The organism is Bacillus rhizoplanae (genome assembly GCF_917563915.1).
Classification (GTDB): Bacteria; Bacillota; Bacilli; order Bacillales; family Bacillaceae_G; genus Bacillus_A; species Bacillus_A rhizoplanae.
This window is the reverse complement of the sequence record NZ_CAKJTI010000006.1, coordinates 100,496-115,641: the sequence shown is the minus strand read 5'-3', so window position 1 is coordinate 115,641 and position 15,146 is coordinate 100,496. Positions and strand designations below refer to the sequence as shown.

Below are 15,146 nucleotides of genomic sequence, written 5' to 3'. Positions count from 1 at the left end.
GATTTCCTTTATCTTTTATCAAGACGCTTCGTAAGAAGATCACCAAGTATTTGAATAATAAATACAATAACAAGTACAAGAATTGTTGCCATGAGAGTGACATCACCATTATTACGTTGGAACCCCTCTAAATAAGCAAGTGTACCAAGACCACCTGCTCCAACAACTCCAGCCATTGCTGTGTAGCCTACAAGTGCAATTGCCGTTACCGTAATACCCGAAATAAGTGCTGGCAAAGATTCTGGTATCAATACTTTTAAGATAATTGTACTCGTCTTTGCTCCCATCGCTTTTGAAGCTTCAATAACGCCCTTATCAATTTCACGAAGCGCAATTTCAACCATTCTCGCATAGAACGGCGCTGCTCCAACAATTAATGCTGGCAATGCGGCACTTGCTCCAAGAATCGTATTAAGAAGAAACTTCGTAAACGGAATCAATAAAATGATTAAAATAATGAACGGAATGGAACGGAAAATATTTACAAACGCGCCAATTACAATATTGACTGGCTTGTTCTCCCACAGATTATCTTTTCCTGTGAGAAACAGTACTAATCCAAGAATAAGACCCAATACGAACGTTGCAAGCGTGGCAATTGCCGTCATATATAAAGTTTCTTGTGTTGCTTCTAACATTTGATCCCAATCGACATTTTGAAACAAATTATCCATGTGCAATCACCTCCAGCTCTACTTGCTCTTGTTGAATTGTTGCAACTGCCTCTGCAACTACATCTTCGTCACCTTTTAAATGAACAATTAAACTTCCATACGCCCCGTTTGTTGTTTGAGCAATATTCCCTTGCAGAATGCTCACTTCCACTCCAGCTTGCTTCATTAACTCCTGCAAAACTGGTCTTTCTACCGCTTCACCAATAAATTGCAGTTTCACAACTTTTCCTTCCGGGTATTTCTCTACTAAATGTTCAATTGCTTCATCTGTATCTTCAGAATCTGTTATTTGCTTAACAAAACGCTTTGTAATGTCTTGCTGCGGATTACGAAATACATCTAACACACTGCCGCTTTCAACAATCTTTCCTTTTTCCATAACAGCAACGCGGTTACAAATTTTTTGAATAACGTGCATTTCATGTGTAATGAGTACAATCGTTAAACCGAGGCGTTTATTAATATCGAGAAGCAAATCTAAAATTTGATCTGTTGTTTCTGGATCTAGTGCTGATGTCGCTTCATCGCATAATAGTACTTTCGGGTTATTTGCTAATGCTCTTGCAATACCAACGCGCTGCTTTTGTCCACCGCTTAGCTGAGATGGATACGCATCTTCTCGTCCTTCTAAACCAACGAGACGAATCAATTCATCTACACGCTGTGTTCTTTTCTCTTTTGTCACTCCAGCAATTTCAAGCGGAAAAGCAATATTTTCACGAACAGTTCGTGACCAAAGCAAGTTAAAATGTTGGAAAATCATCCCGATTTCTTGACGTGCTTCTCGCAGTTCTTTTCCTCTAATTGCTGAAATCACACGCTCTCCAACAGTAATTTTTCCAGACGTCGGTTTCTCCAATTGATTAAACAAGCGAATTAAGGAACTCTTTCCGGCACCGCTATATCCGATAACTCCGAAAATTTCACCTTTTTCTATTTGTAAATTCGCATTATCAACAGCAGTAACATCACCGTTTTGGGAACGATATATTTTCTTTACATTTTCTAATACAATCATTGATGTCACCCCTTTTTAATTAAAAAGTGTAAGCGGCTCACCGCTATACCGATAAATGAAGTTGTTGTTTGAGCGTCCTCCTACACTGAAACAACAAAAAAACCTTTCTGCTTTAAAATGAGCAGAAAGGTTTATATACATAAATTACTATTATCCTTTCCTCTCATCTCTCAAAGCATTCGCCTTGCAGGAATTGGCACCATTTCAACATAAGTTGACGGTTGCCGGGTTTCATAGGGCACAGTCCCTCCACCTCTCTTGATAAGAGAAAATCAGATATAAATTTCGTCTGATTTTGTCGTTATGAAGTTTTCGTTATTTCATGTTTTGAATTGTATCAACGCATGAAATAGATGTCAACAGAAATTTTCGTAAAGAAGAAACTTTCTGAAATTTAAGCGCCAACTCGTAGCGGCTTACAAATATGAAATACAGATTCTAATAATAACATTGTTTGGTATGTCCCTCTATATGTAATGGCCTTTCTACGCAATAGTGACTGCAAACGAGCTTGTCCTGTAATTAATAACTGCAAGTCATCTTCTTGAAAACAAACAAGTTCTTCCGTTCCCATTGCGCCATTCGTAAGCTCAATTTTATCTCTTGAAATTTTCAAGGAATAACGCTCATCTTGAAAAGTAAAACAAACAGCCCGCTCAAATCGCGGCAGTAGCGGTTCTAAATGATACTGCGTATTGGCATATGTTACAAATGATTGAAGCAGTGAATACAATTTCATCTCCGTCACACTCCTCATATCACGTTCTACATAATACCATTCCATTTCTATAACGAGCTCTCCTGTATCTTTCTCTCGACAAAAAATCACTTGTTACTTATATTTCCCAAGAAATATGTCGAGGCGGCAAAGTATTTGCCGCCTATTGTAATTCCATATATAAATATTCCACAGATTGAAATGCATATATTTTCTTCATAAGTTGATTTTTCTCAAATATAAGTAAACACGGAACGCTTTCAATTTCGTACTCCCGCGCAAAATGCGGTGCGTAATTTAAATCTAGCATCCCAATTTCCAAATGAGGTAATGCGGCTTCAACAACTGTTAACATTTTTTTAGCAAGTTGACACGTACCACACATTGGCGTATATACGTATAACACCGTTTTATCTTGATTTTCAACTGCAGCTACAGCTTCATTTCCTGTCAAATCGATCATTCTACCATTCCTTACCGTAAAAATTCTGTATAAACGTCAATGTCGGCTCCCCATAAAACGTTCGCTAAATGATTTGATGGTGCAGTTGCAACCTCACGATACGAACGATCAATATAAATATGTTCAGCATGTGGAAATTCTCGGCGGAATTGTTTGCGTAGCTTCTCTCCTGCATCATCTGCGTCCACAAGCACATACACTTCTTTATCGTACAGCTGATCAATAAGTTCATCCATTTTCGACAAACTAATTGTACCATTTGTACAAACAATTTCCACCGGTTCTCTAATAATCGTTTTAATCTTCTTCTTATCTGATTTACCTTCAACAATAATTACTTTTTCCACATAGACCACTTGGCATCACCCGATCACCATATACTATGATACAACCTTACCTTTAGTATATAGTATATTCGATATTTCGATGTTGTTTCCTGTTTATTTTTGTGAATAAAAGCGGAAGTGGCTCGTTCAGAATGTGAGGAAGAAATAAAGATACCGAATATTCCGAACGATACACTAGAGCTGACACAAATAAAAAAGGACAGCTATTAGCTGCCCTTTCCATATTAGTCTTGATTGATCATTTCTTCGTATTGTTCTGCAGTTAATAAGTTATCCACTTGACCTGCATCTTCAATCTCAACTTTAATCATCCATGCACCTTCGTATGGAGATTCGTTAACAAGCTCTGGCTTGTCGTTTAATTCTTCGTTTACTGCTACAACTTTACCTGCTACAGGTGCGTATAACTCAGAAACTGTTTTAACAGATTCTACGCTTCCGAATGGCTCGTCAGCTTCGATTGTTGCACCAACTTCAGGAAGTTCCACGAATACGATATCTCCTAATTCGTGTTGTGCGAAATCTGTAATACCGATAACAACTTGGTTGCCATCAACTTTTACCCATTCGTGTTCTTCAGAGTAACGTAATTGTTTTGGAATGCTCATGTCTGTACCTCCAATGAATGTATTAATTATGTAAAAATACCTTATCGGTACTTTTTCCACACGCTTTCAAATTGTTCTTCATTAAAGCCAACTGTTACATGATTACTGCCTGTTACAATTGGTCGTTTGATTAACATGCCATCAGAAGCGAGCATGTCCAACATTTCCTCTTCACTTATATCTTTTAGCTTATCCTTTAAACCAAGCTCACGGTAACGCATTCCACTTGTGTTAAAGAATTTTTTTAATGGTAATTCGCTTTTTTCATATAAACTGCGAAGTTCCTCCTTAGAAGGTGGATTTTCGACAATATGAATCATTTCATATGCTACATCATTTGCCTCTAACCATTTTTTTGCTTTTTGGCATGTTCCACATTTTGGATATGAATAAAATGTTACTGACATACATTCACCTACTTTTCACTAACCTTTACCTTATCATATAGAAAATATTTTTTCATTTCAAACTTTAACTTAATTCGCTAAGAATTTCTTTTATCCTGCAAAATCTTTGCTTTTTCGTAAATTTCCAAAAAAATATTTTATGATTCCACAAACATTATTCCATCATAATATTAATTATGCTAAATATAACGTTTTTAAAACTCGAAATATTAAATCGATTTATATTGTTTTTTAGTAATTTGTCATGTATTCTCTTTAAGGAACAATAAAAATGTTTAATCATTTTTACTACTTGAAACTGTTATATTAATTCTTTTGTTCTATATTTCTATCTTTATAGCACATAAAGAAAAGGAGATTATTTATTATATGGAACTACAAATTTACTCATTCATCCAGCAACAAATTCAAAACTGCTCAGATCAAACTACAATCCATTTTCAACTTGAAGAACTTGATGAATTAACAAACACAAAGTTAAAATCAACAACATTGTCTGTTGCTATAAACAAAGACATTCTCCAGTTTCAAGTGATAAAACAAACCGGAATAAACAGTACGAATACATATCGCAAAACATATGTCATTCCTGTAAAAGCATTTCACTACATTCTCGTATCAACACAAGAAGATTCAGAACAAATGGATGCTAATATACAAGTATTTGGACATCACGGTGAATTTCTCTTAAACGAAAAACTCTCTTTACAACATATAGATAATATTCGCACAAATAGTTCAGAATTCACAGACTTTTTAACAACATTAAATGAAAGGGTTACCAAATACATAAACGAATAAAATCCATCTATTTAAGCCCTTACATACTATTTTGTTGAAATAATAAAATTCTAACTATTTTTATTATAATATATTTAGAGACAGAAAAACACTTCATTTTTTTGAGAAGTGTTTTTTCATTTTTTTAAACAAGGTGTGCAGCATTATAGAACATATATCTTAATCAAACGTTTAATTAATACTATAAAATCGAACATACATCTTAAACAAACGTTTGATTAAGATCACAAAATCGAACGTACGTCTTAATCAAACATTTATTTAATGACAATTCTCTTTTATTGAAAATGCAAACGAACTACATCGTCACTTTAGAAGATGTTATAGCGAAAACGCTTTAAGGAAAATCGATTGCTCATTTATATTTTTCTATTATAATTTTTCATCAGTGCGAGGTTCTTCATCCCCCACTAACCGAAAACTTGCCCAATCAGGTGCATGCCAGCAGTAAGAGCCCCACCTATCTTCTTTTCTTCTCTCTGAACCTTGAGATGGGGATCTTACTGCCCGCGAATAGCGGGATAAAGTGAAACTTCCATCAGTGGGGGGCTTTCTTCATCCCCCACTGATGGTTAGTTGAACCAATCGGGCTTTTACGGGCAGTTATCCCCCACCTATCTTCTTCGCTTTTCTCTGATTCTTGAGGTGGGGATCTTACTGCCCGCGAATAGCGGGATAAACTCGAACATACATCTTAAACAAACTTTTGTTTACTGACAGCTCCTCTTCATCAAAAATACAAATGAATCATATCGTCACCTTACAATATGATATAGTGAAAGCGCTTTAAGGAAAATCGATAGCTCATTTACATTTTTTCTATTTATAATTTCTCAAGTTTTATTTCATTACATTAGAAATAGGAGAACTGCTATGGGAAATAATAAACTTTCATCCTTTCTTCCATTATGTTATATATTGCTACTCATGCTTGTAAGTCCTCTTTATGACGTGCTCAATCAATCAGCAGTAGGTGCTGTGAATGTAACAACAAAAATAGACGCATGGATTCCTTTTACAAAAGAATTTATCGTTCCATACTTACTTTGGTTTCCCTATCTATACGGTGCTCTAATTTATTACTGCTTTGCTGACCGAAAGCTCTACTACGTTACATTAAGTAGTGTTGTATTAGGTGACCTTCTTTCTTTTAGCATTTATTATATGTGGCAAACAACTGTAACACGTCCTGAAGTGATTGGTAATGATGTGTTTGCTAATTTAGTTCGCTTTATTTACAGTATCGATCAACCTGTAAATTGTTTTCCTAGCATTCACGTGCTCACAACATTTGTCATTATGATTACAGCATATAAGAGAAAAAAGCAAAACAAATGGGAATATAGTCTATTAACATTCGTTGGCGTACTCATTATTTTATCTACTTTGTTTACAAAACAACACGCCTTTATAGATGTAATAACAGGCATCGTAGTAGCAAGCTTTCTTTATGCTGCTATGCAATCTGTATTTGAATTACGTAAACAAAAGGTTAAAGCCCCTGCTGGATGATCATATAATCTATAAAAACAAAAGCAGACTGCGGCTTCTTCAGTCTGCTTTTATCTATGTAAGAAGAGATTTTCAAATTGGTATATTATAGTCTCTAAGATTGCGGTACAGTCATGTCGCCAGGTTTAATGCGACCTGCTTTTTTCAAAATTATATACAGTATATAAGAAACAGCTACCGGAATTACGATATAAGTAATCACCATCGCTGGAACAACACTTAATCCTTCGTTTGAAATCATGTTAATTGGTGCGACAAGAGAACTAAGTCCCATACCTGCAATTTCTTTCCCTGCTGTCATTTGAAAGACAAGCGCCGATACAGGACCTACAATCGCACTAGCAACAACAGTTGGTACAAGAATCATTGGATTTTTAGTAATGTTAGGAAGTTGTACTTTTGGTGTACAAAGGGCTTGTGCTAAAATACCCCCTAAATCATTTTCCTTCGCAGAGATAACAGCGAATCCGATAAACTGGGCAACGCATCCTGCAAGGGCTGCACCACCTGCCACGCCATCTAAGCTAAGTGCAATTGCTAGAGCCGCTGATGACGCTGGAGAAATTAATAACAAACCCCAAACAACCGAAAGTACGACAGAAGAAATAAACGGGGTACCAGCTGAATTATCTTTAATAAATGCTCCAACAGTATTTAATACAGGGCTAATATGGTGTGATAACCAAATTCCAACAATACCTGAAAGTAAAATTGTCACAAAAGGAACAAGCATCATATCTAAAGAAGTTTTTCCACTTAAACGTTTTCCAATATAAACTGCTAAAGTTGCAGCTACTAACGCACCGATTGGTTCACCAGTTTTAATTATCAGACCGGCTGCAGTAATCGAAATCGATCCAGCTCCAATCGCTCCTGCAACCATTGCTGAGAAAATAACAAGACCATTTGCTCCGAGCATAAAAGCAATCCCTACCCCAATTGCTGGCGCCATAAGTGATTTCGCAACAACTCCGATTGTAATTAACATAGGAATATCAGCAATTCTTCCTATATTTTCAATGAGCAGCCCAATTCCAATAGATACGAAAATACCTTGTGCAATTCCAGCAGATCCTTTGAATATACGAGGCATGATATATTCCTTCATCTGTTTCACCTTCTTCTAGTTTAGTAACCGATTGTTTTCATGTAGTCGCGTAAAATATCATTTGATTTTCCAAATCGGCTTTGTTCAGCTTCTGTTAAGTTCAGTTCGACAACTTCTTTCACACCATCTCTTGTAATAATCCCTGGTACACCTGTACAAATATCAAATTCGCCATATTCACCTTCTAAAATTGCTGAAACAGCAATTATACGATAATTATCATTAAAGATAGATCTTGCAATATAAGCAAGTGAGTTACCAATACCGTAATAAGTAGTTCCTTTCCGTTTATAAACTTCCCAACCAGCTTTTGCTGTTTTTTCCACAACTTCATCTAAATCAATTTCACCTAGACGCTCTTTTTGCTCCTCTAAAATTTGCAAGACAGGCTTTCCACCTACTGTTACATGTGACCAAGCAACCATCTGTGAATCGCCATGCTCACCTAATGAATAACCGTGAATGCTACGAGGGTCAACTTCCAACATTTCAGATAAAATTGTTCTTAAACGTGAAGAATCTAATGATGTCCCAGTACCAAGAACGCGATTTCTTGGCAGGCCTGATAATTTCCAAACTTGATAAGTAATAATATCAACTGGGTTTGACGCGATTAGGAAAATGCCATCAAATCCGCTCTTCATTACACCTGGTACGATACTTTCCATAATTTTCGCACTTGCCCCTAAAGTATCAAGGCGACTTTGACCTGGCTTTGGAGCAGGTCCTGCAGTAATAATAACAATGTCCATATCTTTGCAGTCTTCATAAGTTCCTGCATATACTTTTGTTCTTGTATTTGTAAAATTAATGCAGTGTGATAAATCCATTGCTTCGCCAACTGCTCGTTCATGATTGAGATCAATTAACGCTAATTCTTCACAGATTCCTTGATTCACAATAGAATACGCACAGCTTGATCCAACTAATCCAGTACCAATAATCGCAATCTTTCTTGTGTTTCTATTCATGACAACCTCACCTGCTTCTTAGTGTAATTTTCTTTGTGTTGTGTTCTTTACACTTTTTATTATAGAAGTTTTTACCATGGAAACCATGTACAATTTGTGAAATATATCACAAATAATATGGACGTTTTATGTCCCCTTGTACATATTTTCGACAAAGTCACGAACATTTTACTTTCACAAAAAAACAGGTAACGTCTTAATCACGTCACCCGTTTTAAAAAATCTCTTTTCTTATTGCGCACTTAATTGATTCTTCAACTGCTGAACAATCGTTGGATTAGCAGGAGCTGCTGGTTGATAATAATTCTTTTGTTTTGCGTATTGATACAGATTACGTTGACGCATTTCGTCTTGATTACGAATTTGAATTAACGTTTGATATAATTGATCATTATTCGTTTGAGCAATGTAATTCGCATAGCCTGTTAAACTTGCATTTAATTCAGCTAAATAATCATTTACCATATCTTTTTCATTCATGTTCTTTACACTCCTATCCTAGAAAAGACATTAATTGTTGCTTCGTATTTCTTGCGTCCTGTACATCTTTTTGCAGCATCTGCTTCAGCTGCGGATCCGTACATCCCTGCGCATACTCTTCTAATTTGTTAATAACTGTTGCATGCCCGCCAATAAGATGACGTAAATTCTCCACTTCAAGCTCGTTTAAATTTTGCATCGTAACGGCCTTCCTTTCTTTGTTCATTCAACATTTAGTATCTATTTATTTTTGAATTGTATGCACTAAAAAAACCTTAGAATCGCTTCTAAGGTTTCCTCTTATTTATCCCGCATTAACGGACAGTAAGACCCCCACCTCAAGATTGAGAGAGAAGCGCGGAAGATATGTGGGGGATAACTGCCCGTAAAAGCCCGATTGCTTCAACTAGCCATCAGTGGGGGATGAAAAAAAAACCATTGATGGAAGTTTCACTTTATACTCAAGCCGCAAAGCCAACTACATCTGTAATTAACGAAAGAATTAATAACACAACTACTACACCGCCGACTATTCTTGCTATAAATTTCTTTTGTTGCTCTACATTTGAAACAACAAATCGGAAATATAATATACCACCTAACGCAATAAGAATACATTCCAATGCGATACTAATAGCCGGAAATCGCCACAACTCAAAGCCAAGCATAGGTAAGTCTCCGAAATTCCCTGGAAGTAACGGCAAATCAGCGCGATGCACAAGTAAATCAAGGATCCAATGACTAAAAACTACCGCTCCAATAACAAAGCCACTTCGTCTTCCCCAAAACTTCATACCCACTATTCCTGCAAAAAAGGCAATACACAGCGCTCCTATTAAAGAGTGTGAATAATCCGCATGAATCACAACTTCACCATAACCATTACCACCAATAGGCACCATTGTCTCCACTCCTAAAACATAAAGCGGCACAAAGATGACATCCAATAGTTGTGTGCTTAACATAAGAGCCCAAAGCGGTATTTTCGGTGACTTCACTTTCACTGCTGCAGCTAAGCCAAAATGTCCTGCAAACACTTCACTTCACATCCTTTTGCACTTTCATCTCTAACAAGCCGCAACCTACTGTAAAAAGAAGCATGAACAGCAAAAAATTCATGGTTTCTCTCTCCTTATTTATTCTTTTATTACATGTAGCCCTTTAATAAACGTTTCCAATAATAAATGTAAACTTGTATCTAAATCCATCGGCAAACCAAATCCACCTTGCTGTTCAATTGACGCAAATCCATGACAAATACTTCTTAATCCGCGCGTCGCATGAAGTGCATTTTCACCTTCTAAACCATAATGTTGTAAAACATGAAGGCAAAGCTCTACAATTCCATCTCCTGCTTGTTGCACTTCTTCATCTCGTAAAAAAGTTGCTTCATACAATCCAGGATGTTTTCGGACAAACGACACGTACGCCTCTCCTAATGCATGAATTGCTTCATCCATACTTTTACCCTCTACTGCCTCTTTAAGCGCCCCATACAGCTGTTCTATTCCGTAAACACCAAGGTTTTTTCGTACGTCTTGTAACCCTTTCACATGATTATATAGAGAGGGAGAACGTATTCCCAACCTTTGCGATAATGACGCTAGTGTTACTTCTTGTATCCCATTTGTATCCGCGATTTCTGCTGCTGTGTCTACAATTTTTTGTAATGTAAGTCCAATTCTCGGTGACATAAATTAACCCTCTTTCACACTTTCTACATTTCGTTTTGCTTCCTTAATAGCACGATCTATTGCAGCGACTGGATTATTTATCATTTTCCCATGCCCTGCCGCAAGCAAGGAAGGTTCATATTCTCTTAGCTTCTCTGCACTCTGTAATGCCACTTCTTTACTCCACGTTGCCATCGCAGGAAACGGAAACCAAAACTTCATTTGTCCTGAAACGGCAGTGCCTCCTCTTGTTTGAAATGCATCACCAACAATAAGGGCGTTATTTCGCGTATCCAGAAATGACATAGAACCTGGTGTATGTCCCGGTGTCATAATCGCAAGAAGCGATCCAATTCGATCTCCATCCTCTAATAAAACATCCGGTCTCGTTTTCACTTTTTTAGGTACACCGCCTTTTATTGGCGTATTTGGTTCATCTCTTTGTAATGTCGTATCCCCTTCTAACAAACGCGCATCCCGCTTAGAAATATAAACAGGAACATCAGGAAGTACTTCCTTTAATGCATCTAGCGCACCAATGTGATCATCATGTGCATGTGTTAATACAATATTAGTAATCGGTTTTCCGATTTTTTGAGCCGCGTGTAAGATGCCTTTTGCACTATATGGCAGCGCCGCATCAATTAAAGTTAAACCGTCTTCTTCCTCCACAAAGTAACAATTCACAGGAAACACTCTTGGCAAAAATGACAATTGATATACCGTTTTCTCATGCATCATTCTCATATTTCCAGCTCCCTTTCAAAAACTAATGACGTTAGTTTTATTATACTAATGGTATTAGTTTTTGTCACTGAAAATTCCATTTTTGTGCAAAAAAAGATTCCCGTGTCGAACATCGTCGAAGGGTCTTTATCCCGCATTAACGGGCAGTAAAAGATGGAGAAGAGCTGGGAAGAAAACTGCCCGTAAAAGCCCGATTGGTTCAACTAACCATCAGTGAGAAAAGCGTCACTGATGGAAGTTTCACTTTATATTGTGTCGAAGCGCCGATATATTAGAAAAAGCGTCGATAAATGGTGAACTTGCGCCGATATATTGCGAATAGCGCCGATATATCCACCACTTCCGCCGATATATCGATGGACACGAAAAAAGGAGCCGCTCTAAACGACTCCTGCTTTTTACATATTAAACTGTATAACGCTCATCCTCTAACACTTTCGCCGCAATTTCACGTTTCTTCGGAATTACGTTTAGCGGTGTGTGACGAGTGAATTTACGAAGCGCAGATAACATCATGCGCAGCATATCGCCATTTTCTACAGCGATAATTGTTTCTTTCGCATCTGCTTCGATTTGATTAAACGCTTCTTGGCAGAATACTTCAGTGTATAATACTTTTTGTTTGTTTTTCTCAAGGCCAGTTGTTTTAATTGCTTTTTCTGTACGAAGAACTACTGATTCCATTGCGTATAGGTTGCTTACGATATCAGCGATATTCACAAGAACTTCTTGTTCTTTATCTAAAGCTTTACCATACTTTTGAACAGCTAATCCAGCTACCATTAAGCCGATTTTCTTCGCATTCTTCACTAAATGTTTTTGCAGTGCTAATGGCTCATCGCCTACTTCTTCCGGCATCATCATCATTAATTCTTCTTGTAGTTTTTGTGCTTTTTCGAGAAGTGGTAATTCACCTTTCATTGCTTTACGCAGGAACGTACCTGGTACGATTAAGCGGTTAATTTCATTCGTACCTTCGAAAATACGGTTAATACGAGAATCGCGGTACATTCTTTCAATCTCGTACTCTGCCATAAATCCGTAACCACCATGAATTTGAACACCTTCATCTACTACATAATCTAATACCTCAGAACCAAATACTTTATTTAAAGAACACTCAATTGCATATTCAGCGATAGAGGCTGCTACAGCTTTACCGTCTTTTACTTCTTCTTCTGATAATGTACTCATACGGCTTTCAAATAAACCAACTGTACGATATACAGAGCTTTCCGCTGCATAAATTTTCGCTGCCATATTTGCAAGCTTCTCTTGAATTAATGGGAAGCGAGCAATTGGCTGCTTAAACTGCTGACGTTGATTTGCATATTGTGCTGAAATTTCTAAAGCACGTTTAGCCGAACCAACTGTACCAACACCTAATTTATAACGGCCGATATTTAAAATGTTAAATGCGATTACATGACCTTTCCCAATTTCACCAAGTACATTTTCTTTTGGCACTAATGCGTCTTCTAAAATTAACGTACGAGTCGAAGAACATTTAATACCCATTTTCTTTTCTTCCGGGCCTGTGGATACGCCAGCGTATTCTCTCTCTACGATAAACGCTGTGAAATGTTCGCCATCTACTTTTGTGTATACAATGAATACGTCAGCGAAAGCGGAGTTTGTAATCCACTGTTTTTCACCGTTTAATACATAGTGTGTACCTTCCGCATTTAAACGAGCCGTTGTTTTTGCTCCTAATGCATCAGATCCAGATCCTGGCTCAGTTAATGCGTACGCAGCTAGCTTTTCGCCTGTTGCTAATGCAGGAAGATATTGTTTCTTTTGCTCCTCGTTACCAAATAATACGATTGGCAACGATCCGATCCCTACGTGAGCACCGTGCGTAATCGCAAAGCCGCCCGCACGAGAAAATTTCTCTGCAATTAACGCAGAGCTAACTTTATCAAGGCCAATGCCGCCGTACTCTTCTGGTACATCAGCACCTAATAATCCAAGCTCACCTGCTTCTTTTAATAAACGAACAGAACGATCAAACTCATGCTGCTCTAAATATTCAAGCTCTGGTAGTACTTCATTTACGATAAAGTCCTCTGTCGTTTTCGCAATCATTTTATGCTCATCTGTATAATCTTCAGGTGTAAACACTTGATCAATTGTAAAATCATCAACTAAAAAGCTGCCGCCTTTTACTGCACTTCCTACTATTTTTTCCATGAAAAATTTCCTCCTTCATATTTTCATAGGCTGCTTCTCTTGTTGTAAGAGAAGCTAGCCCTCCCTTTGTTTGTTTTCATACCCTTTAGTCGCTTCCACTCTTTATCTATCTAGTTTCACTTTTATTGAATCCAGTTCCAGCGGTTAGAATGTTCGGTGGCTTCGCTTCTTCCTGCGAGGCAAAGGACGCCTCTATGTCAGAAGCTCCATCCCCCTCACATTCTGAGCGAGCCGCTTCCACTTTTTATTTTTTACAATAACTCAAACACTCCAGCAGCACCCATTCCGCCGCCGATACACATTGTTACGATACCGAATTGCTCATTACGGCGTTTCATTTCATGAATAAGAGATAATGTTAGTTTCGCTCCTGTACAGCCAAGTGGATGTCCAAGGGCAATCGCTCCGCCGTTTACGTTTACTTTTTCTTCATCTAGTCCAAGTTCGCGAATAACTTGAATCGATTGAGAAGCGAATGCTTCATTTAGCTCAAATAAACCAATATCAGATAGTTCTAAGCCTGCTAATTTTAACGCTTTTGGAATCGCTGCAATCGGACCGATTCCCATTACTTCTGGCGGTACACCTGCTACTGCGAAGGAACGGAATTTCGCAAGCGGCTTTAGTCCGTCGCTTACTGCTTTCTCACGATCCATCAGTAGCACTGCTGCTGCGCCGTCGCTCAGCTGCGAAGAATTCCCAGCTGTTACCGAACCGCGCACGTTAAATGCTGGTCGTAGTTTCCCAAGCACATCTAACGTCGTATCTGCTCTTACACCTTCATCTTGTGAGAACACAATTGTTTCTTCTTGTAATTTGTTATTTGCTAAAACAGTGCGAAGTGTTACATCCACCGGTACTGTTTCATCTACGAATTTTCCTTCCACTAATGCTTTTGCTGCACGTTGATGACTTCTTACGGCAAATGCATCTTGCTCTTCACGGGAAATTCCATATTTCATCGCTACTTGCTCCGCTGTATGTCCCATGCTCATATAATATTCTGGAGCTGCTTCAACAAGGCGGTTGTTTGGGCGAACAACGTGTCCCATCATCGGCACTAAACTCATAGATTCGGCACCGCCAGATAATACTGCTTCTGAATGACCAAGCATAATACGCTCTGCACCGAAAGCGATACTTTGCAGTCCAGAAGAGCAGTAACGGTTAATTGTAATAGCCGGAACATCATAAGAAAGTCCTGCTAATCCACCGATATTACGCGCCATATTTAAACCTTGCTCTGCTTCTGGCGTCGCACAGCCAAAAATTAAATCATCAATTGGACCGTCATAGTTATTCGCACGTTTTAATGTTTCTTTTACAACTAATGCCCCTAAATCATCGGGACGTACTGTTTTTAATGATCCTCTCTTCGCTTTCCCAACTGGCGTTCTTGCCCCTGCAACAATAACAGCTTCTCTCATGA

General features: G+C 37.9%; 18 protein-coding genes and 1 riboswitch. Of the genes, 2 read left to right on the top strand and 16 right to left on the bottom strand.

Annotation, left to right across the window (positions count from 1 at the left end; genetic code table 11):
* Positions 1-8: 8 nt before the first annotated feature.
* The 7 genes from LRP84_RS08530 to LRP84_RS08500 all read right to left on the bottom strand — a co-directional run bounded on the left by LRP84_RS08530 (position 9) and on the right by LRP84_RS08500 (position 4,235).
* Positions 9-674, bottom strand: a complete 666-nt coding sequence (locus LRP84_RS08530) for a methionine ABC transporter permease (protein WP_230574693.1) — start codon at positions 672-674, stop codon at positions 9-11.
* Positions 667-1,692, bottom strand: a complete 1,026-nt coding sequence (locus LRP84_RS08525) for a methionine ABC transporter ATP-binding protein (RefSeq protein WP_230574692.1) — start codon at positions 1,690-1,692, stop codon at positions 667-669. The genes LRP84_RS08530 and LRP84_RS08525 overlap by 8 nt, the downstream gene beginning before the upstream one ends.
* A gap of 160 nt (positions 1,693-1,852) precedes the next feature.
* Positions 1,853-1,960, bottom strand: a riboswitch (SAM riboswitch).
* Between the two features lie 126 nt (positions 1,961-2,086).
* Complete coding sequence (locus tag LRP84_RS08520) at positions 2,087-2,431, bottom strand: hypothetical protein (RefSeq protein WP_230574780.1); 345 nt, start codon at positions 2,429-2,431, stop codon at positions 2,087-2,089.
* A gap of 142 nt (positions 2,432-2,573) precedes the next feature.
* Positions 2,574-2,873, bottom strand: a complete 300-nt coding sequence (locus LRP84_RS08515) for a thioredoxin family protein (RefSeq protein WP_230574691.1) — start codon at positions 2,871-2,873, stop codon at positions 2,574-2,576.
* A gap of 11 nt (positions 2,874-2,884) precedes the next feature.
* Complete coding sequence (locus tag LRP84_RS08510) at positions 2,885-3,229, bottom strand: toprim domain-containing protein (RefSeq protein ID WP_230574690.1); 345 nt, start codon at positions 3,227-3,229, stop codon at positions 2,885-2,887.
* 215 nt (positions 3,230-3,444) lie between these two features.
* Positions 3,445-3,828 carry a glycine cleavage system protein GcvH gene (gene gcvH / locus LRP84_RS08505; RefSeq protein WP_098308851.1) on the bottom strand — a complete coding sequence of 128 codons (384 nt, stop codon included), beginning with the start codon at positions 3,826-3,828 and terminating at the stop codon, positions 3,445-3,447.
* Positions 3,829-3,869: 41 nt separating this feature from the next.
* Positions 3,870-4,235 (bottom strand): arsenate reductase family protein, encoded by a 366-nt coding sequence (locus LRP84_RS08500; protein WP_230574689.1) that lies wholly within the window; start codon positions 4,233-4,235, stop codon positions 3,870-3,872.
* A 369-nt stretch (positions 4,236-4,604) separates the two neighbouring features.
* Here LRP84_RS08500 and LRP84_RS08495 point away from each other — a divergent pair, with 369 nt between their 5' ends.
* Together LRP84_RS08495 and LRP84_RS08490 are read left to right on the top strand one after the other, a co-directional pair.
* Complete coding sequence (locus LRP84_RS08495) at positions 4,605-5,036, top strand: DUF3978 family protein (RefSeq protein WP_230574688.1); 432 nt, start codon at positions 4,605-4,607, stop codon at positions 5,034-5,036.
* A gap of 873 nt (positions 5,037-5,909) precedes the next feature.
* The gene (locus LRP84_RS08490) at positions 5,910-6,548 is read left to right on the top strand and encodes a phosphatase PAP2 family protein (RefSeq protein ID WP_230574687.1); all 639 of its coding nucleotides are present in this window, start codon (positions 5,910-5,912) and stop codon (positions 6,546-6,548) included.
* A gap of 94 nt (positions 6,549-6,642) precedes the next feature.
* Here the strand turns inward: LRP84_RS08490 and LRP84_RS08485 are convergent, their stop codons facing one another.
* From LRP84_RS08485 to LRP84_RS08445, 9 genes are all read right to left on the bottom strand, one after another.
* Positions 6,643-7,656 carry a PTS sugar transporter subunit IIC gene (locus LRP84_RS08485; protein WP_230574686.1) on the bottom strand — a complete coding sequence of 338 codons (1,014 nt, stop codon included), beginning with the start codon at positions 7,654-7,656 and terminating at the stop codon, positions 6,643-6,645.
* Between the two features lie 20 nt (positions 7,657-7,676).
* Positions 7,677-8,627 carry an L-lactate dehydrogenase gene (locus LRP84_RS08480; protein WP_230574685.1) on the bottom strand — a complete coding sequence of 317 codons (951 nt, stop codon included), beginning with the start codon at positions 8,625-8,627 and terminating at the stop codon, positions 7,677-7,679.
* Positions 8,628-8,858: 231 nt separating this feature from the next.
* Positions 8,859-9,107 (bottom strand): spore coat protein, encoded by a 249-nt coding sequence (locus tag LRP84_RS08475; RefSeq protein WP_230574684.1) that lies wholly within the window; start codon positions 9,105-9,107, stop codon positions 8,859-8,861.
* A 13-nt stretch (positions 9,108-9,120) separates the two neighbouring features.
* Positions 9,121-9,306, bottom strand: coding sequence for a hypothetical protein (locus LRP84_RS08470; RefSeq protein WP_230574683.1), 186 nt, complete (start codon positions 9,304-9,306; stop codon positions 9,121-9,123).
* Between the two features lie 262 nt (positions 9,307-9,568).
* Complete coding sequence (locus tag LRP84_RS08465; protein ID WP_230574682.1) at positions 9,569-10,144, bottom strand: permease; 576 nt, start codon at positions 10,142-10,144, stop codon at positions 9,569-9,571.
* Between the two features lie 99 nt (positions 10,145-10,243).
* Positions 10,244-10,801 carry a TetR/AcrR family transcriptional regulator gene (locus tag LRP84_RS08460; RefSeq protein WP_230574681.1) on the bottom strand — a complete coding sequence of 186 codons (558 nt, stop codon included), beginning with the start codon at positions 10,799-10,801 and terminating at the stop codon, positions 10,244-10,246.
* A gap of 3 nt (positions 10,802-10,804) precedes the next feature.
* Positions 10,805-11,527 carry an MBL fold metallo-hydrolase gene (locus tag LRP84_RS08455; RefSeq protein WP_230574680.1) on the bottom strand — a complete coding sequence of 241 codons (723 nt, stop codon included), beginning with the start codon at positions 11,525-11,527 and terminating at the stop codon, positions 10,805-10,807.
* 405 nt (positions 11,528-11,932) lie between these two features.
* A complete protein-coding gene (locus tag LRP84_RS08450) occupies positions 11,933-13,717 on the bottom strand; it encodes an acyl-CoA dehydrogenase FadE (RefSeq protein WP_230574679.1) in 1,785 nt (594 codons plus the stop codon).
* Positions 13,718-13,968: 251 nt separating this feature from the next.
* Positions 13,969-15,144 carry an acetyl-CoA C-acetyltransferase gene (locus LRP84_RS08445; RefSeq protein ID WP_230574678.1) on the bottom strand — a complete coding sequence of 392 codons (1,176 nt, stop codon included), beginning with the start codon at positions 15,142-15,144 and terminating at the stop codon, positions 13,969-13,971.
* Positions 15,145-15,146 lie beyond the last annotated feature (2 nt).